19 protein-coding genes are annotated in these 19,069 nt (G+C 30.7%); 5 read left to right on the forward strand and 14 right to left on the reverse strand.

Translation table 11 applies throughout. The features are described from left to right. Positions 1-216 precede the first annotated feature (216 nt). The 4 genes from B5X49_RS00005 (at position 217) to B5X49_RS00020 (ending at position 4,101) form a co-directional block, all read left to right on the forward strand. Positions 217-465, forward strand: a complete 249-nt coding sequence (locus B5X49_RS00005) for a helix-turn-helix domain-containing protein (RefSeq protein WP_045749173.1) — start codon at positions 217-219, stop codon at positions 463-465. 138 nt (positions 466-603) lie between these two features. Beyond that, on the forward strand, positions 604-1,722 hold the full coding sequence (locus B5X49_RS00010; protein WP_045749174.1) for a DNA adenine methylase: 1,119 nt from the start codon (positions 604-606) through the stop codon (positions 1,720-1,722). Continuing rightward, positions 1,722-2,381, forward strand: coding sequence for a hypothetical protein (locus tag B5X49_RS00015; RefSeq protein ID WP_045749175.1), 660 nt, complete (start codon positions 1,722-1,724; stop codon positions 2,379-2,381). Before B5X49_RS00010 ends, B5X49_RS00015 begins: the two co-directional genes overlap by 1 nt. Before the next feature lies 1 nt (position 2,382). Beyond that, the gene (locus B5X49_RS00020; protein ID WP_045749176.1) at positions 2,383-4,101 is read left to right on the forward strand and encodes a DUF262 domain-containing protein; all 1,719 of its coding nucleotides are present in this window, start codon (positions 2,383-2,385) and stop codon (positions 4,099-4,101) included. Positions 4,102-4,192: 91 nt separating this feature from the next. On the opposite strand, the gene B5X49_RS00025 is transcribed toward B5X49_RS00020, so the two are convergent. The 14 genes from B5X49_RS00025 to B5X49_RS00090 all read right to left on the reverse strand — a co-directional run bounded on the left by B5X49_RS00025 (position 4,193) and on the right by B5X49_RS00090 (position 14,209). Beyond that, positions 4,193-5,038, reverse strand: a complete 846-nt coding sequence (locus tag B5X49_RS00025; protein WP_211026738.1) for a tyrosine-type recombinase/integrase — start codon at positions 5,036-5,038, stop codon at positions 4,193-4,195. Between the two features lie 240 nt (positions 5,039-5,278). Continuing rightward, positions 5,279-5,779, reverse strand: a complete 501-nt coding sequence (locus tag B5X49_RS00030; RefSeq protein ID WP_045749178.1) for a hypothetical protein — start codon at positions 5,777-5,779, stop codon at positions 5,279-5,281. 2 nt (positions 5,780-5,781) lie between these two features. Next, complete coding sequence (locus B5X49_RS00035) at positions 5,782-5,961, reverse strand: hypothetical protein (protein WP_045749179.1); 180 nt, start codon at positions 5,959-5,961, stop codon at positions 5,782-5,784. A gap of 91 nt (positions 5,962-6,052) precedes the next feature. Beyond that, positions 6,053-6,484, reverse strand: coding sequence for a hypothetical protein (locus B5X49_RS00040; protein WP_045749180.1), 432 nt, complete (start codon positions 6,482-6,484; stop codon positions 6,053-6,055). Continuing rightward, complete coding sequence (locus B5X49_RS00045) at positions 6,481-7,404, reverse strand: ATP-binding protein (RefSeq protein ID WP_045749181.1); 924 nt, start codon at positions 7,402-7,404, stop codon at positions 6,481-6,483. The genes B5X49_RS00040 and B5X49_RS00045 overlap by 4 nt, the downstream gene beginning before the upstream one ends. A 115-nt stretch (positions 7,405-7,519) precedes the next feature. Then, on the reverse strand, positions 7,520-9,214 hold the full coding sequence (locus B5X49_RS00050; protein ID WP_079560548.1) for a hypothetical protein: 1,695 nt from the start codon (positions 9,212-9,214) through the stop codon (positions 7,520-7,522). A gap of 19 nt (positions 9,215-9,233) precedes the next feature. Next, entirely contained in the window at positions 9,234-10,880 is a 1,647-nt protein-coding gene (locus B5X49_RS00055) for a hypothetical protein (protein WP_079560549.1), read from the reverse strand. A gap of 617 nt (positions 10,881-11,497) precedes the next feature. Continuing rightward, a complete protein-coding gene (locus tag B5X49_RS00060; RefSeq protein ID WP_052669948.1) occupies positions 11,498-12,166 on the reverse strand; it encodes a hypothetical protein in 669 nt (222 codons plus the stop codon). A gap of 12 nt (positions 12,167-12,178) precedes the next feature. After that, on the reverse strand, positions 12,179-12,670 hold the full coding sequence (locus tag B5X49_RS00065) for a hypothetical protein (RefSeq protein WP_045749183.1): 492 nt from the start codon (positions 12,668-12,670) through the stop codon (positions 12,179-12,181). After that, complete coding sequence (locus B5X49_RS00070; protein WP_045749184.1) at positions 12,667-12,867, reverse strand: hypothetical protein; 201 nt, start codon at positions 12,865-12,867, stop codon at positions 12,667-12,669. Before B5X49_RS00070 ends, B5X49_RS00065 begins: the two co-directional genes overlap by 4 nt. Before the next feature lie 3 nt (positions 12,868-12,870). Continuing rightward, the gene (locus B5X49_RS00075) at positions 12,871-13,077 is read right to left on the reverse strand and encodes a hypothetical protein (protein ID WP_045749185.1); all 207 of its coding nucleotides are present in this window, start codon (positions 13,075-13,077) and stop codon (positions 12,871-12,873) included. A gap of 36 nt (positions 13,078-13,113) precedes the next feature. Continuing rightward, positions 13,114-13,335: a hypothetical protein gene (locus tag B5X49_RS00080; RefSeq protein ID WP_045749186.1), complete on the reverse strand. Its 222-nt coding sequence runs from the start codon at positions 13,333-13,335 to the stop codon at positions 13,114-13,116. A gap of 21 nt (positions 13,336-13,356) precedes the next feature. After that, positions 13,357-13,791, reverse strand: coding sequence for a hypothetical protein (locus tag B5X49_RS00085; RefSeq protein WP_115734959.1), 435 nt, complete (start codon positions 13,789-13,791; stop codon positions 13,357-13,359). A gap of 178 nt (positions 13,792-13,969) precedes the next feature. Further along, positions 13,970-14,209, reverse strand: coding sequence for a hypothetical protein (locus B5X49_RS00090; protein WP_045749188.1), 240 nt, complete (start codon positions 14,207-14,209; stop codon positions 13,970-13,972). A gap of 210 nt (positions 14,210-14,419) precedes the next feature. Between B5X49_RS00090 and B5X49_RS00095 the strand changes: the two genes are divergently transcribed. Beyond that, positions 14,420-18,961, forward strand: coding sequence for a hypothetical protein (locus B5X49_RS00095; RefSeq protein WP_045749189.1), 4,542 nt, complete (start codon positions 14,420-14,422; stop codon positions 18,959-18,961). Positions 18,962-19,069: the final 108 nt, after the last annotated feature.

Below are 19,069 nucleotides of genomic sequence, written 5' to 3' on the forward strand. Positions count from 1 at the left end.
GACATTAAAATCCCCCTTTATTTTGAGGGATAAATTAGGTCTTTTAATTGACGTGCAGGGGGTCACAAGTTCAATCCTTGTACTGTGCACCATTTTTAAAACCTAAATTATCCCTTTTAGCAACACCTGGAAGTGTCACAACATGCCAATTCGACATATCTATGGGTATATGATATACCAAATAGACATATATGTCAATGAAAGTGAGTGATTAAAATGCTAAAACTCAGAGATATTAGATTGAGTAAAGGTTTGAAGCAACAAGATATTGCAGAAATATTAGGTATAACTCAAGCAGCAGCATCTAGAATAGAATCTGAAGAACGAAAGTTAGATCAGAATCAAATCATTAAATTATGCTTAGCTTTAGAGGTTACACCAGACGAGCTCCTTGGTTTTGAAGAAGCATATAATAAATATACAGAATACTTACAAAGTCTTTTAAAAGATGATGTTGAGCAATAAGCCACATTTTTTAATGCGGCATTTTTTATAAAAAAAGATTTTTAATAATTGAAAACTATATTTGAAGGAAGTGTTTTATACAATTTATTCAAATATTAGAAATGAATGTATAAAATCATTAGAATGGGGATTGAATAAGTGGGCAATAATACATTTTATACGAATCAGTTAATAACATACTTGGGAAATAAAAGGAATTTGTTGTCAAGTATTAATCAAGTTATAATCGACATTTTAAATAGTGAGTACCAAGGCGTTAATCGAGAAGAAATAGTTATGGCTGATTTGTTCTCTGGATCTGGTGTAGTAGCACGTATGATGAAGACTTATGCTGGTAAATTACACGTTAATGACTTTGAGGAGTATTCAGAGATTATTAATCAATGCTATCTTACAAATAAAAATGATTTTAATGAAGGGAAATTTGATGATTTATTAGAAAAAGTACTGAATTATAAAAAAGTTAAGAATGGTATTATTCGTTCCAATTATTCACCAAAAGATGACCGGAACATTGTTAAAGATGATCGATGTTTCTATACTAATGACAATGCAATCAGAATAGATACATATAGACGGGCTATTGATAAAATAGTTCCAAATGAAATGAAGAAGTTCTTTTTAGCACCGCTATTGTATAAAGCATCAGTTCATGTTAATACAGGTGGAATGTTTAAAGGATTCTATAAGGATAAAGAAACAAAAATTGGTAAATTTGGCGGTACAAATTCTGATTCTCTAAAAAGAATTCTAGGGAAAATAACAATAGAAAAACCGATATTAAGTGATTTTGATTCTGAAGTTTATATTTATAAAAGAGACACTAATGAATTAATCAGAGACTTACCTAAGATTGATATAGCTTATATTGATTCACCATATAATCAACATTCATATGGTTCAAATTATTTCATGCTCAATTTAATACTATCGAATAAAATGCCTGATGTTGAAGTAAGCAGAGTATCAGGAATCCCATCTAACTGGAAATCGAGTAACTATTGTAAAAAGAGTGAAGCTTTAAGTAGTATGGAAGATTTAGTGAGAAATTTAAATGCATCATGGATACTTATATCTTATAATTCAGAGGGGATTATTAGCTATAGTCAAATGACTGAAATGCTTAAAAAATATGGTAGTCTTGAACCAAAAGAAGCGATAGATATTGATTATTCAAAACTAAAAAGCGGTAGAAGCGATAAACAAATAGTTAAGAAAAATAAAGAATACATTTTTGTTTTAAAGAAGGGGATATAATGATAGGGGAAGTATTGTTAGAAGTAATTGTACGATATCCAAAATTATTATTAGAGCCAGAAATGAAAAATATAACTTTTTTATTGAAGGAACTAATTATTATGGAAATTGTATGTTTAGAAGGGGATCAAATAAGCTCTAAAGAAATTCAAGATGTATATGAAGATCTTATATCAAATGTAGAAATACCCATAGAGTTAATGGAAGAAAGCAAGTCTGCCAAAGGAAAGTCTAAATTGAAAGTATTACTCAATAATATACTTTCATCAAATTTAAGCAATTCAAATAGTTTAATGAACCGGAAAGAAATCAAGGTTGAAAAAGTTGAATCCAAATATTTTTTCTCTGCTTCAAGTGAAATAATGAAAGATATTGATGAACTATTTAAAAATGATGATGAAATTGTAGATATGTTTAAGATGGGCGTTTTTCTTGAAAAATATAAATACATACCACTATTACTTAAGTTTTTGAATATAAAAACTGATTATTGTCAGCATAATTCAAATCATATTCATAGAAAAGCAATTTTTCCTGTCTTTAAAAACATTAAAGATAAAACGAGAAGTAGTATAGTAAACATCCTTTTTATATGTGATAAATGTATAGTTAATTTGGTTGAATCAACAGTTTACAAATTTGAAGAAAGAGGATATTAATATGCCAATTATCAACACCAAAAAAATGCAACACCCTACCTATCGAAGTCTATTTCAACATCTAAAAGAAGGTAAACTGGAAATTCCTACAGTACAAAGACCTTATGCATGGGAAGCAGAGCATATTGAAGATTTTTATGCTGATATATCTCAAATGTTAGAGTTTTCAGGATTAGATGAAATTGATAATAATGAAATAAATATTGCAATTGGACAAGGTATATTTTATCAAAATGATAATCTTACTTATGTATATGATGGTCAACAAAGAATATTAACTTACATTCTATTTTGCAAAGCTGCATCAAGCAAATTTCTGGAAAAATATAATGCTACACATGACATAAAGTATAAGAAAAAGATTGAAGTTTTAAAACAAGCATATACTTTCACAAGTAGAAATAGTAGTGATGAGTATATTGATGAGGTTAGAATTACAGTTCAACCAAGAGATAGAGATGCACTTGAATATATTTTGGGTTTTTCAAGTACTAAGAAGAAAAATAATAGTTTATTAGAACAAGCCTTTAAACTCATTTCAAGTTGGATTAATAAAATTGATAATGAAGAGGTATTAGATAAACTATATGATATTCTTACGAAAAAAATTGAGATGCTTATTCTAGATGCCAAAAATGACTCAGATGCTGAAGGCTTATTTTATAGTACTAATTCTACTGGAAAGCCCCTAAGTATTTCACAATTATTACATGCAAGAGTCCATCAAATATTCAAGGATAAAAAAAGCATTATTTATAAGTGGGATCATATCTACAATAAATTTGATGATAAAGTTAAAAAGTCTGAGATTATTGATTCATATTTACTTTATGCTGTGCAAGTTGAACAATTTGTAATTACTACAGCTAAGGTATTTACATTTATTAATAAAAAACTTAGAGACCCTGAATCAAAGTCATATATAGAAAAAATTATATCAAGGTTAGAAGTACTATATGGATTAATATATGATGATAATGAGAACTTCAGAGCAATAAACACAATCGTTTCAATAACAGCTATTAAGCAAATTTATCCTCTTTTTATTGCTTTAAGTGAAATGAATGGTATCACTGACAAAAAAGTATCAGAAAAAACTATAGAAATTTTGACATACATTATCTTACAAAATAATATAGTTAGACAATCACCTGGAACTACTAAACATGGCTTAGCAGTCATTTTACAAAACATATTAGAGAACAAAGAAGATATTTTTGAAGGTTTAGAAAAAGATACAAACACATATGATAAAATAATTGATCCAAGCATATCATTTGATAATAAGACCGGGAAAGCATTATTTGTACTTACTGCTTTATATAAAATCAAGAGTGATAGTGCATTCGTAATTGGTAATAAAGGTACAGATTTAGAGCATATTGTACCTCAAGAATATACAAGATGGACTAAAGAATATCCTTTTTGGAAAGATGAAATTAAAGATAATGGAGAAGGAATAATATATGGATTTGGAAATTTCTTGTTACTATCAAAGAAAGTAAACCAGAGTATTTCTAACAAAATTTGGGAGACAAAAGATGGAGTTATCGGTAAAAAAACAGAAATCATTAGTAATCCTTATGTAAGTATCTTTAGTAATATTTTTAATGATAATCTAAGCAGACAGGAAACTATTACACCTGAATATATTGTTGAAAGAGGTAAAAAAATAGCAACGGTTTTTACAGAAACAGTGTTTAAGAAGTTTATAAAATAGGAAACATAATCTAATAAATATTACATTTAATATTGAAAACAGTGAAATATCTTAACAATAGAAAATGAAGGCTAAAAACCTTCATTTTTTATTATACTCCCCAATCATTATATAATCTGTATTCTTTGAGTGCTCGCTTTTCATCATGTTGGACGTATTTAATTGTAGTTTCTATCCTGGAGTGATCAAATAACTTTTGCAGATCGTCTATGTTTAAACCATTCTCTATTAATATGGATGCAAATGTTTTTCTAAAACGATGTGTATGAATTCTCTCAATTTTTAGTTTAGATTTAAGTCTTCTGTAGAATAATTTTATATCATTTTTATTAATCAATCTGTCTTTAATAAAATTATGGAAAAGATAAATTCTATCAGATTGTATTTGAACTAATTGAATTAAAAAGTTATATGAAAAATCAGAGAAAGGAGCATACCTATGTTTTCTAGTTTTACCTGAGTATACTGATATCATTCTATTTCTAAAATCTATTTCTTTGATTTTTATGGATAAAGCTTCTGAGATTCTTAATCCAGAATCCAGTAAAAGAAACAAAAGAGTTTTATAGACAAGACTATTTTTACTTGAATTAAGATTTTTAACATAATCTATGATTAGTTTTAAATCATCATGATAGAACCTCTCAAAAGGCTTAGTGTCACTAGGTAAATGGGGTAGATCAACGATGGAAGTGGTTATCCTATAATGCTGCATCACTTTACGCAAATAGTTAATGATTTTCTTTATAGAGTTATTACCATTTGAAGTGTTATTTTTTAAATAGGTTATTATTTTATATCCAACATTTATATCAACTTTTTCCAATTTTTTTATCTTAAGTGCATCACATGCATTTATTATATGATTTACTATCCTTAAGTGATATTGATTGGTGCTATTTTCATAGCTAGATTTGGTTAGTTCATAATAGTTCATTATTGATTTGTTTATATTCATTGTGTTATCCCTTTCAATTTTTGAAAGGTTGGCCAACCGTATACAAAGTATATTATACTTGACAGCCTTACAAAAGCAACATGAAGTTTTCCACAAAATATGTGGATAACTTGGCTTGACAAAAATATAACATTGTTATAAGATACTGATACATGGGTATCCAGTCCCTACCCCCAAATATCTGGGTCGTCAGTTTAACTGATGGAAAAAAGCTGTCAACTAAGTCAGCTTTTTTTGTTTGTTTATACCAGATATTTTATCTCTACGTTTCATATCATTAGGATGTACAATACCTTTTTTCTTGTTCAGAGGTGACACGCCAACTTTGAATTTTTTCTTGGTTTTCTCTGATATATCCTTATCATTAGTATCAATCCAACTACTTTTTTTCAGATTTGTTTGATGAAGTTTAATTCTCTTTTTCTGTGTAATATTTTTAGGATTACCTGGAGTGCCATATATTTGAGCGACTTTAGCAGTCTTATCGTGATTTGCTTTAATGATAGCTACAGGTCTAGGATTAGCATTACCCTTTTTCTTCATATACTTTTTCATTTCTCCTTTAGGAACTAGATGAGAAGGATGCATGAAATATATTTCTCCTGAGTGAGTTGGATTTCTCTTTTTGTATAGAGTTTGAACCTTCTTTTTCTTTGAAAATTTATGAGGATTTAATCGATTACTTGTTAGTTGTTTAATATTAGACTTAAGTAATTTCATGTTTATTTACTCGACTTCTTTTGTGCTTTACGAATTGATATCAATTCAGATTTACCAGTATTATTATTAACTCTGATACGTGCGTTATATTCATCATAAGAAGATTGTTTTTTAACTGTAGGTTTTTTTGATGTTTTCGTCTTACGTTTAGATGCTGTTACTTTCTTTTTTAATAATCCCATGTGTATTCCTCCTAGGGTTTAAAATTTTGTTGTGTGTGATATTTCAACTTCCGGATAATAGTATTTATATATATACTAAAGTATATATAAACTAAATCACTTCATCCTCATTTGTATCATCAGATATATCGACATCTTTTAGAATAGGTTCTATTTTCTTTTTAGATCCTTTTTTACCTTTAGAACTTGTTTCAGTTTGAAGCTTTGCATCTATACTTTTTAATGCTGCAGCTTTACTCCTGATTTGATTTTCAATATTCTTAAGTTGTTTTTCTTTCTCTTCAATTTTTTCATTAAAGTGTTGGTTTGCTATCGTGAATTGATACTCATCCAGATATATCCTGGATTCAATTTCTGTCTCAGCAATTTTCTTTAAATCAATCTTAACTTGCTTGGCTGGAAATATGTACATAGCTGTTGCAAAAATAAACATACCTAGAAGAAATATCAGTGTAGAAGCAATTACAATAAAAGCACCCATGAGTGTATATTCAAATATTTGAAACCATATATCTTGGTTCATCGTTTCACTACCTCCGTTTTAAATCTATTATCAAATTTTACTGACCCTAAATTACTTCTTAAGTTGAATGTATCAAAGAACGCCAGGTCAAACGTTCTAGGTAAGAAGTATTGCTTGTATGGATGCTTAACCCAACCACCTGAACCATTTGATTGCATATTAAAGAATGTTAAATCCCAACCGAGTATTGTTGTTTCAAATCGTCCATTTATTAACCATAAGGCGTAATTAAATCCTTTTCTAACTTGAACCTCAAAGAAGTTCTTTTGGCCTAAGCTCATCAACTGCGTATCGACTTTTTCCATTTGAGTATATAAAAAGATATATTTGATATAATGTCTAACCCCTACTGCATATTTCATGAAGGGTTTAAAAGTTTTCATGTACTCATCGGATTGGTTTTGTCGATAGTTCCAAAGCATATGAGCTTCATCAATATGCATCGATGCAAATTGAAAATGATTTGGATATGCAACAATCTCCCCTTTATCGAAAAAGTCTGTAATTTCAAACCTAGGATGATGTAGATATTTTCTAAATGTTTTTTCATCAACTCTAGGGACTTCGATTGCAGTGTTGATATATGATCCTTTACCGGTCTTTACAAGTAGTCTTGTCATAATCTCCATGGCGAGTGAGGATTTACCTGATCCAGGTTCTCCAACACAAACATATACACCAGGCTTATTGAATGGATAATCCTCATATGACTTTCTTAGATTCCTTAACCAAGCACCAATCCATATTTTATGTAAAGGCTTGGTTAAGTATCTAATAGGTTCATAAACTCTTTCATCCATGACAAAATCGTTATATTTTAAAATGAACTTTGATATACCTTTCGTAATAGATCTATCAAGCTTATAGTTAAACTCTGATATCTCATCAACAGTCAAGGCCAACTTTTTAGTAACAGTCATTATCGACCTCGTTTTTTAGGTTTGGCCTTAGGTATGAATAGTGCATGAAATGCTTTGTGTAATCCTTTGAGGATTCTAACTGGTAATGTGAATAGATAAATAACAAGTGCAGTAATCATTTTCTGTAACTCCTTTTATATTTATTTTTCTTTTTAGGTATGAATAAAAACTTTAAAAACTTGAATAATTTTCCTGGTATGCTAAAGATAAACTTGACTAGATTAAGAATGCCCATGAATACAAGTTTAATTGCTCCAAATATCATTTTAATTACGGAAATAACCGTCTCAAGAGACTTTATTATGATTAAGATAATAAGACCTACAACAACAGCTATAACGATTGTAAGTGTATCGTTCCAATTTAAGGAAGACATAAATTGTTGGAAGTCCGTAAACATCTTCAATAATTGTTCTAATGCACTAAAGATATTATCTGGTGTTGATATGTCTGGGTCAGTATCAACAACGACATCGATGTCTTCTCCTACAGTTTGATAAATATGTCCGTTTGTCTCATAAACAATATGAAATATTTGAAAGTTGTGAGGATCTTCCGGATTATTTTTATTGTTATAAATTTCTGTTTGCATCTTAACAATTCCGGTATCAATTAATGCACCGTCTGAGAGTGCAAAAGCAAATAACTTATAGGAATCCTCCTGGATATTGTTTTCAAATGAATCGTAAAGACTCTCAAAGTATGTTTTAACTTCATTTTGAGTAATGTTATAGTTTGTCATATTTGAGAAGTTAACTACATCAATCCTAGGTATTGTTACTGCAGTTAAAGGATTAATACCAAGTGAATGTAACCCCCAACCAGGTACAAGCAAGTTCCAATCAACACTTAGGTTTAAATACGAAAGTGCATCATCTGATGTATAGTTAAATTGGCGTCGATTCCAATCAGTATACTCGGTTATAAATCCAAACTTGTCCGTTCTTATCCTGGAGGTATATTCAAGTTCTGCAGTTAAAATCCTATCCATGACAAAAGTATCTGTATAAAAATATGCAATTAAAACACCTTCATCATTTTGCTTAATGTAAGTGTATGCTTTATATTCGTTGACATGTGTAAGTTCATTTGTTTTTAAGTTCCAAATCGTATGCTTTACAAAAGTTTTAGAATCACTTGACAACATGTCTTTAAGATAATAATTGTCTGAATTGTTGATGAATATTTGTGGATCATCTCCGGATAAATTCACGTAATATGCTTCAGTAGAATTAAATAAACTCATATCAGTTTGAATACCCATATCATAAACAATTTTGTGTGTACCAAAATAAGTGATTGTTATTAAAACTTTTCTATCTTGCACAGAAAAATTTACATGGCCAACATCCATGAGAAAATTTCCCTCATTCTTGGTTTGAGGTAATTCAGAGACATCGAGCAAATCATCATCAGGTATATTTGTAATATCTGATAGTTTCCTAACTTTAATCTCTACAGCTTGATTAGATACAAAAGATATTGCAAGATAGGACTTATCTGCATACTCATAATATAAACCAAAATAACCTGGTACATCATCATAATCAAATGTGATTTTAACTTGATTTTGTGCAATACCTGATGTTGATTTAGGAACAACATAAATGTTAAGATTATAGTCAAAAATTTCTAATACCTCACTTGGATCCACCGCGATAGTTATGGAGTTTCCAAACTGTAGATTTTGAGTGTAATAGTGATAACCGTCATCATTTAACTCCCAAGTATCTAAAGCATAAGAAGAGTTGATAGTCAGTGCAAACGCACTGACTATTAAACTCATGATAATAAATATTTTTTTAAGCATTGGAGAATCCTCCTATTTTCTAATATCTTCTGATAAAGTAAGCAAATGCTACCTCTTCAGCTTGAAACAAACCAACAACCCAATTCCAAATACCAACAATGAAATTCCAAATATTTACAAAGACATCGATGACAAAATTGAATACAGCTACAATGAAATTCCAAACGTGCTCATACCATTCAAAATGTGGTTCTTCAACAGTGATGTCATCTTCGCTATCGCCCTCTACAACATTAATCATCATGTTATGTACACTTTCGTTACCTGATACATTAGAGACACGTACGCTCATCATGTATAGGCCAACAGTGGATTCATTACCTGAGTACTCATCAATTTCAAAAGAGAAAACAGTTGTTTGATTTACGTTTTGAATTTGTTCTGTAACTTGTAAGATTTGAATGATTTGGTCTCTAGTTAAAACTTCATTAGCCTTTAACACGATTGATACATTGTCTTTGATATAGATAATTGGAGCAATATTATCAACAACATTGACAGTAACTGTATGCGTTGATTTATTCCCTTTAGTATCTTGTACCTGGAACACAATGTCATAAGAACCTACACGGTTACCGTTTCCGGTAAATCCGTCCGATTGAACAGTGATTTGAGCGGTCTTATTTCCTTCGATTGCATCGACTGCAGAAAGCTGTGATTGAATGTTTGCAACGGTCAAAATAGAATTGCTTGGTTTTGTTATTAATGTTGTACCTGAGAAGACCGGTGCAATATCATCAATAACTTTCACTTGTTTTGTAAATGTTGTTTTATTACCTGAAGGATCAGTTGCAGCAAATACAATACTATAAGTTCCTGGTACTGTTTTATTTGATGTGTAGTTATCCGTTTCAACAACAATATTAGAGTTTGTAAGATTATGATAATTATCGGTAATTGTCAAAGTCGATCTAAATGTTGATATGTTATAAGTTTGTGTATAACTTACTTCAGCAACATTCGTGTTACCAGATATTACAGGTGCAGTGATATCGACGACATTAATATATGCAACAAGCTCTGTTAAATTACCTGCAGAATCCTCAACAGCAAACTTAACTTCGTATCTTCCTAAAATAGACATATTAGATGTGTAATTATCTGTAACTATATAGATAGAATCCGTGATATCGCCGTCGGTTTCATCATATGCATATAAAAACCCTTGGAAGAATGAAAGTGGTCTTAAATCGTTCACAGAGGTTGCAAAATTCTCTTCTCCGGATATTGTCGGTCTTGTTGTATCACTTGGTGCAAATAATAGCTTTACATAATAACCTTTGATATCAATCGGTGCGCCACCGTCTAAACTGATTTGAGCCTCACTTGCATAATATCCAATATTGATCACAATGCTATTTGTTGCAACACCTAATGTGATTTCATCTTCAGGTAAATAAACATATGTTTGTGCATTGATTGAAATTTCAATAAGTGAACCTTTGACATCAATCGGTGCGCCACTGTCTAAACTAAGTTGACCTTCACTTGCAAAATAGAATGCATGAACTTCAATCTGATTAGATGCCGTGCCTAATGTAACTTCATTCTCAGTATCATAGACAGTCATCAAACTAGAAGTTGCATAAACATTCTGTGTAGAAACTGCAAGCAATCCAACTGATGCAGTAAACACCATTAAAAGAAAACTAAAAATCTTTTTCATAAAAACAACCTTCCTGGCATATAGCCAAATAATTTAATAAGCAATGCTTATCAATCACAATTTATCGTTAAAATCAACATAAATCAAATTAGCCAGTAAACTTTTGTCTGTAAAAAAACTTATTTTCTTTAAAAATCTAACAAATCATTGTTTAGATCTTCCACTTATCGTTTAATTCCAAACCAATGGTCAACATGCGTAAGCATGTATTTTAAACGTGTTTTTAAAGGCCAGGTGGCGAAAAAAAAGTCAAACCAATCTTCATTTTTGTAGTTACTTGCAATGACTTTTTTTATAAAGCGGCCAAAAATGTTTTAGACCCTGTCTTTATCGTTCTCTACAGATGCATAGAAAACATTTTTTCACTGAGAGCCACCACCGATAGATTGCTCAATATTAAATAGAATTACATATTTAGATTAATACTAGACCAATACTATGGTGCGAAGGAAGTAAAATAGGGGCATACAAATTAACAAATGTAAAAATAATGGGTGCAACTTAAGTTACTTTTTTAGGTAAAAAAAAGAACCTCAACGGTTCTTTAGATGTATTTTTTCATTTTTTCTGATTTTATAATAATGATAAACGAGAACAGTTATGTCCTCATTTCCATTTTATGCAGTTTTTAAGCTATCAGGTGGTTTATGGCCATATGACATCGACATTTCAATTATAGTCTTTATTAACGAATCTTTATATGCTTTTTCTTGACGTCTTGCTTCAGTCTTTGCAAGTTTAGTTGCACGAGTTTTTAGATGCTTTAAATAACGTGTATAATCACGTTCAACTTTTGCTGTAATCACTTTGATTTTATCTTCTAAGACTTTTCTATCTGTAATCTTTTCAATTCTTTTAATTTCAGCTATCGCACGTTCTACTTTGGATCTAACATCTTTGATGATTATTGATGTTTGATTGACTACAGCACGTTTAAAACTACGCTTAGGTGCATTAATATACTCATCATCATATTTAGTGAGTTTTAGCCATGAAACAAACTTCTCCAGGTTAAATATAAATTGTGTACGAGTAAACTTGTTATCATCAGCATATGTTCTTGTAAGTATACCATTGGCCTCCAGGATTCTAAAGGCATAATGTAATCCAGATAAACTACATTGTAAGACTTCACACAGTCTTTCATTGGAATCCTGGATTGATTGACCCGCAATTACTTTTTGGAAGAATAATAGAGCTAATTTGATAGCAATAAAAATTGAGTTATTACGCTCTTCTTGCTTATGAACATATTCAATTTTCTTAAGTAGATATTTATTGCTCAATTTTAAACCCCTTTAATTGGTATTTGATTGTAGGTAATGTTTTTCCTCGAGTGCTTTTAATTCCTCGAGATATGTATTTACAAAATCCGGATTTTCTTTAACTGATGTAACAATTCCTTTTTGCCTTAAATCATTCATTTCTTTATCGAGTTTTGCAACTGCTTGATGTACATTTCTTACCATGTACTTTCTTTCATTATCGGTATCTAATGATTGGCTTTTCTTATGTGTATGAGTTGATTTATGCTTATTAAAAACAAATGATTCAAATGTAATTCTCAAATACTCGATATTGATTGTTGTGTGTTCTCCATGGACTCTTTTAGCTGTGATAATTGCTTTCATCATCACTGCATTCAATATACCAGGAGACACCTTATGATTGTAAGACATAAACTTTCTTACATCATTCTCCATGAGCGCATATTCTTCTTTAGATACCAGAAGTCTTAATATTTCTTTCCATGATAGTTTTTCCAGTGCTTCAGGTCTTGTTGTTTTCATGGATGCATTCCTCTTTCTTCTGAGAATTTATCTAGCCTTTTTAATGCTGATATCGCTAATTGACAACCTGTAATTGCTCGATTTCCTAGCATAAATTCACATGCTACAAAGTATTTATCAATCGATTGATTTTCAATTACTTTAACGACTCCAAAAATTTTGTGAAGTGCTAAATCATTCTTTACCAGGCATCTCATAAATTAGTTGCCTTTTTCTTGTTCTTTAATGATTTGAGCCAATCGTTTTACTTTCATTTTGATAGTAGAATTATCTACTAGATTGAATATCATTTCATCATTGGCAGTAACATCGATACTCATAATTTTCTTATTTTTATGAATAACTAAATTTGGATTATTATCCCTAACAAGTTGTGTAATTGAAACAAATAATTCATACATGTTCATTTTAAATACCTCCTTAAGGCGACAACGTTGTCCTCTTTAGACAAGTAAACCGAGTTTGATTAAAATCGGAAGAAAGACATCGATGTAATATTTTGCTTGTTTAATTGAATACTTATTATTTTGTATTGCTGATACTGTTTGTCTGCAGTACTTCAATTTCTTAATAACAAAGTCATTCGTAAATGTTCTCTTAACTTCACTAACGACAAGTTTCATTAATTGATTAATATCATAGTCAATATATTTCGTATTAAACATTTTATAAATACCTCATTATGTTCAAACGTGTAGATCCTCTGCATTAATTTCTATAATGAATCCCTCATTTTCTATAGTAGTTGTAACCAAAAACTTCTGAGGATAATCATCCTTAATCCATTTCAAATCAATTGTTTTAAAACCAATCTTAGATAATGATTCTTTGATGCTGTTAAGACTATAACCATACTCACTACACATCTTATCATGACAAATTTTTCTAATAAAGTTCATGATAATATCACTTTTGTTATCACTTGATGCTTCGATAGAATACGTGTTACCATTGATTTCTATACTAGTAGTATCTAGTAACTCATGCCAACCCATATCACCATCAATTTCCTCATGTATTGCCATGTAAAACTCTTGTAAGCTTACATCAACCCCATTGATTTTAAATTCATACTTCATTGGTAAATCCTCCATGTAATCTTTTTTAGATTCAGGAAGCATTAGAGTTTGATTACATGGAAGAATCGACCTAATGCTTCCTGAATCCACTGTACCAAGGGGAGTACAGTAAATTCATGGTAGATATCAAACAGAAGGAGAGGAACAATTTGATATCTCATAAATAACACAAAGAGTCTATTTAACGCCTGGTCAAACGCTAAATAGAGTCTTTCTATCATTAATTAACTTGACCAGGTTTATTATTTAATTGATTTTGATATCTAATTTTTTCGTATTTAACGTTATAAGCTATTTTGTTCGCTTGATAACGTTTGTACTTCAGTATTTCAATAAAGAAATTAATGACTAAATCTGTTGAGTTAAGATGCATCAATAAGAATTTAAACTTACGATGATCACCCATGTAGTTAAATTTGTTCTCACTATGTAGTTTTTTAAGAACTAAATCAACAGACATTAAAATCCCCCTTTATTTTGAGGGATAAATTAGGTCTTTTAATTGACGTGCAGGGGGTCACAAGTTCAATCCTTGTACTGTGCACCATTTAGATATTTATAACTCTGTTGATAACGGAGTTTTTTTTATTTAAATCCTTAAAAATGTTTTATTTCAAATAAGTAAACTTATTCGTTATATAATATATATGTCATATGGGGAGGGATTTATATGAATGGTTTTGATATGAGTCAAATACCGTTATTCTTTTTAATTTTTCAAGGAGCAGTTTTAGGCTTTTTCGCATTAATACATTTTTTCATGGGTATGAAAAGAGGATTTACGAAAACCCTTTGGTTTTTCATAGGTCAAGTAGCCTTGGTTTTTGTACTTTTCATGGCTTTGGGTATGATTCAAACAAGGGATTTAGTGAATGAAGAAATGCTTAGACTCTACATGCAATATGCATCCTTTGGAATGATGGATGTAAATCAATACTTAGATCAAGTAATAGCTGCAGGAGCAATGCCCCTATTACTTGCTATTATCGATTTAAGTTTGAAGATTGGTATGTTTGTTTTATTCTATACAATATTAAAATATATTTTCCAATGGGTTATCTTTGGTATTCCTTGGGCACTCTTTATTAAACCTATTGTTAAAGATATGAAAAAACAAAGATTACTTGGTGGATTGGTTGGTATTGCTAGAGGTGCTTTCTCTGGATTTATACTAATTTTTCCTGTATTGATTCTACTCAATACAATCATTGATGAAGGTGTTGAGATTGAATCCGCTGAATATCAAGAATTATCAGTTGCTATAAGTGAGGCGAATCAATATAACTTTGTTCGTTATATTAATGATTATGTCAAAGTAGAAGAACAAGGATTTGCAGATTATATGTTTGATTTAGCTTTTCGTTCTAAAGTGAATGAAGGGGAAGTTATTATTTGGAGAAAAGAACTAGCTTGGGCATCAGAAGGTGCTAAAGCTGCACTTCCTTATATCATGTCTGGTGAAGAATTTGATACATCCACAATCACATATGATGAAATTCTTAAGTATCAAGGATTTTTCTCTAAGTTTGCTGAATCACAACTCATTGACTCCGGACTTAAACCAATTCTTAAATTAGGTATTATATTAGCAAGTGATATGGAAGGATTTGAATACTTAACAGAAGAACAAGTCGAAGATATTATCGCTTCTATTGATGGAACGGATGTATCCATTACAGAAGACATCAATTCTTTATACTTAGCTGTTAAAGATTTATTAGAAATTCAGGATTTTGCTGCTTGGCAATCCTCAATGGAGGATTTATCTATCATCGGTTCATTTGATGAGGATCAACAAGCATTATTCATTTCAGCATTATCACGTTTATCAACACTATCCATGTTGAACTTGGGTGATCCTCTTCTTGAGGTTTTACTCTATGATCAAAACATTTTAGATCAACTACAATTCTTAGAAACAGACGCTGAAAAAGAAGCATTAATTGAATCTGTTTTAGTTAAAATAAGAACCTATCAAGGAACGTTTTTATCTGAAACCTTAGGAGAACTTGTAGGAATATTAGATACAACACTCTTTAGTTTCCCTGGCATTGATCTAGATAATGATGGAACCAAAGATGTGGACTTATCATCATTTATAGCAAACTTACAAGATATAACCATATTACTAAATACTGATGATACGTATCATGTATGGTTTAAAGATGTTTTAGATCAAATAGCATCTTTATCTGTCATCGATGTTTTACTAGATCCTGTGATTGAGTTTAGCGTTTCACAGTTAACATCTACTGAACTTGAATGGACAGAGGAAGAATTTACATTATTAAAAGGAATCATTGAAAACAACATTAGTACGCAAGATGACTTAAAAAGAGAAATGTTATGGATAGCAGATGTTTATGAGAAAATCTCTGCATTAAATATCGCATCACGTATTAGTGATGGTGATGATCCTATGTATATATTAGATACGTTATTAATCAATGAATCCGGTAGAGTCTTATTTAGAGATGCTATGGATACATTCTTAGATGGACAGTCTATCACAAGCTTAACAAACCAAATGAGTAATGTCTTTATTAGAAAATATTTAACTGAACCGATAGAGTTAACTGAACCTTTATATAGAGCACTCGATATTGACGGTTTTAGCATGATGGATGAGATTGATTTAGTCATTGATGTACTCTTTGGTTTATATGATGAAGGATTAGTTTTATCAGAAGTCATGGCTCCTGATGCAGATATGTTTGAAACAATCTTACCTGTTATTATTAACTATGTAAAAAATGAAGAACAAAGAGATCTATTACTTTCATCTAACATACTTTATTCATTTATAGATTCTAATTTATCTTCACTAGAAGTATTTGAGATACCAAGTGTGGTCTTAGAAACATCAGGTGAATATGAAGGTTGGATCAAGAAAACTGAACTCGATGCACTATTTACAATTCTTGGTGATTTAGTTGAGGAGATGGATAATCAAGGTATTGATTTTATGACTTTATTTGAAGGGTCAGATGCTTTAAATGCAATCTTCCCAGTCATTAAATCATATGCTTCAGATCCAGTGAATCGAGCTAACTTATTAAATTCAGATATTATTTATAAGACTTTATCCGATCAAATCGCAGCAATCGATATGTTAGACATCCCTGCTCATGCAATGGTCAATGATAATATGTCATCATATAATGGATGGATATTAAGAGATGAACTTAGTAAGTTATTAGAATCTATTATCATCCTGGATTTAGATTTACCAACTGAAGGTGAAACGTTTAATTTAGATAACATTACAGGTGAAGACATTAATAATGTCATTCAAGTTGAGTCTGTCATTGTGAATCGATTGATATCTGGTTTCTTGATTGATGCTAATTTATTTAGTATCCCAGATCCAGCTTTCGTTAACGCATTACAGGAAGATTTAACTCAAGATGAATTAGAAGCACTGGGTCAACTTCTTGAAGATTTAGGCTTAAACTTTGGTGATTTAATTAATGGTGATTCATCATCCATTCTAAATCAAATCACTGTTGAAAAACTTACAGGAATATCCTATCAAAACTCATATATCATGAGAGGATTTATTACTTTTGGTATACAAACAGGAATTGGAACACCTCATGCGCTTGCATTAGATAGCACATATACAGATGTATTGAGTTCTCAAGAAATTGAGGAGATATTCAATATATTAAATGCACTAGATGAAGTTCCATCACTTACCGTTCAAGAGTTAATGGATACATTAAATCCATCGAACTTAAGCTTTAATCAAATTAATCTCATCATTCAATCAGGCGATTCCATAGTCATTCGCGCATTATTTACAGAAAATCTATTAAATATTAGTCTGATTAGTGATTTAAATATTCAAGATCAAGCTTATCATATACATGAATCTGTACCACAATATGACCTCATTAGTTATCAAGAACTTGGTCGTTTGGTAGATTCTATAGGACACTTAAGTAGTGATTTAGATGCTCCTGTATTAGATAGTGTCAGTGCAATGGATACAGATACTTTATCTATTCAAGCAATGATTGATATGTTGAATGAAGATTCAAGCATTATAAGAACATTAATGAGTGATACCATTATAGATTTCGTTACACCAGCAAGAATTATGGATGATGCATATGATATGTTAAGTCCTGGTGATTTAACTAAGATTGAATTAAACAGATTCTTCGCATCCATTGGCGTACTCGATCCTACATTTAATGATGGTAATCCAAATAATGATCAACCTGTACTGGATTTAGTTCAAACATTATCAGCAACTGTCGGAGACTTATCAATTGGTGACATGAAACTGATGCAGCAAGAACAATCATTAATTATGCAAAAGTTTATGAGTGAAGGTATTGTAACAGCAATCACATTAAACGATATTAGAGAAGATGCATTCTTAGATGTATCCTTTGAAATGATTAAGAATTCTGAAATTACAAGTCTCTTAGATTCACTTTACATCTTAGCATTATCTGTAAATGGAAATGATGCAAATCTTGCCAACGATGAACCAATCTCACAAATTGCAGGTAGTCTAAACCCAACAGCATTAACACCGGAGGTCCTTAGAAACTTAGCATTAGAATCATCCATCATTGTGTATAGAAAGATTACCAATGCAATCGTTTCAACCAATGTTTCAATACCAGATAGTGCATTTGAAGTACATGCATATACAGGTGATGATTTGACTCAAGCAGAAATGACCGCATTAGCTGATGCACTGGATGCATTTGGATTTGCAACACTTGAGGTTGATTTAATTGACCCAGGTACAACAAGCTTATCTGATGTTAAAAATGTATTACTTGCTAATTCCTTAATTGCAACACGTATGATTTCTAAAGCAGTTATTGATGCAAATCTAGATACAGTTGAATCAAGAACTGGAACTGAAGACTCAAGTATGGATGTTCAAGTAGATGAATTAATAAATCTTGTAGATGCATTTGTTGCATTTGGAATCACAGACATTGATAATGCACAATCTGTAGATATCCCTACTTTATACTTGAATGCACAAGCAATGAATGAAACAGAATTTAATGGTTATATTGATTATGTAGAACCATACGACCCATTGACTGAAGATGTAGGGTTAACAATTGTTAAGGACTTCTTGATTAGTAAATTAGATAATCAAATTCCAGATCCGATGAATTTCCCAAATAACTATTCAGTTACAAATCGTCAAGAATTAAATGAATTAGTTTATCCGTAACACTCAAGGGCCTAATAAGGCCCTTGTTTTATTTTTGTAGACATGGATGGTACAATATGATAAGACTTATTAGTTGATTTTTATATATGCTTTTTGGTATGCTATCAC

Origin of the sequence: Acholeplasma oculi (assembly GCF_900166985.1) — a bacterium.
Lineage (GTDB): Bacteria > Bacillota_I > Bacilli_A > Acholeplasmatales > Acholeplasmataceae > Acholeplasma > Acholeplasma oculi.

Bases quoted from the DNA above. Each gene is read 5' to 3' on its own strand.
- B5X49_RS00035 (WP_045749179.1), bottom strand. From the start codon at position 5,961: ATGGGATTATTAAAAAAGAAAGTAACAGCATCTAAACGTAAGACGAAA.
- B5X49_RS00020 (WP_045749176.1), top strand. From the start codon at position 2,383: ATGCCAATTATCAACACCAAAAAAATGCAACACCCTACCTATCGAAGT.
- B5X49_RS00025 (WP_211026738.1), bottom strand. From the start codon at position 5,038: ATGAACTATTATGAACTAACCAAATCTAGCTATGAAAATAGCACCAAT.
- B5X49_RS00015 (WP_045749175.1), top strand. From the start codon at position 1,722: ATGATAGGGGAAGTATTGTTAGAAGTAATTGTACGATATCCAAAATTA.
- B5X49_RS00075 (WP_045749185.1), bottom strand. From the start codon at position 13,077: ATGAACATGTATGAATTATTTGTTTCAATTACACAACTTGTTAGGGAT.
- B5X49_RS00005 (WP_045749173.1), top strand. From the start codon at position 217: ATGCTAAAACTCAGAGATATTAGATTGAGTAAAGGTTTGAAGCAACAA.
- B5X49_RS00055 (WP_079560549.1), bottom strand. From the start codon at position 10,880: ATGAAAAAGATTTTTAGTTTTCTTTTAATGGTGTTTACTGCATCAGTT.
- B5X49_RS00080 (WP_045749186.1), bottom strand. From the start codon at position 13,335: ATGTTTAATACGAAATATATTGACTATGATATTAATCAATTAATGAAA.
- B5X49_RS00050 (WP_079560548.1), bottom strand. From the start codon at position 9,214: ATGCTTAAAAAAATATTTATTATCATGAGTTTAATAGTCAGTGCGTTT.
- B5X49_RS00065 (WP_045749183.1), bottom strand. From the start codon at position 12,670: ATGAAAACAACAAGACCTGAAGCACTGGAAAAACTATCATGGAAAGAA.
- B5X49_RS00085 (WP_115734959.1), bottom strand. From the start codon at position 13,791: ATGCTTCCTGAATCTAAAAAAGATTACATGGAGGATTTACCAATGAAG.
- B5X49_RS00045 (WP_045749181.1), bottom strand. From the start codon at position 7,404: ATGACTGTTACTAAAAAGTTGGCCTTGACTGTTGATGAGATATCAGAG.
- B5X49_RS00095 (WP_045749189.1), top strand. From the start codon at position 14,420: ATGAATGGTTTTGATATGAGTCAAATACCGTTATTCTTTTTAATTTTT.
- B5X49_RS00070 (WP_045749184.1), bottom strand. From the start codon at position 12,867: ATGAGATGCCTGGTAAAGAATGATTTAGCACTTCACAAAATTTTTGGA.
- B5X49_RS00090 (WP_045749188.1), bottom strand. From the start codon at position 14,209: ATGTCTGTTGATTTAGTTCTTAAAAAACTACATAGTGAGAACAAATTT.
- B5X49_RS00030 (WP_045749178.1), bottom strand. From the start codon at position 5,779: ATGAAATTACTTAAGTCTAATATTAAACAACTAACAAGTAATCGATTA.
- B5X49_RS00040 (WP_045749180.1), bottom strand. From the start codon at position 6,484: ATGAACCAAGATATATGGTTTCAAATATTTGAATATACACTCATGGGT.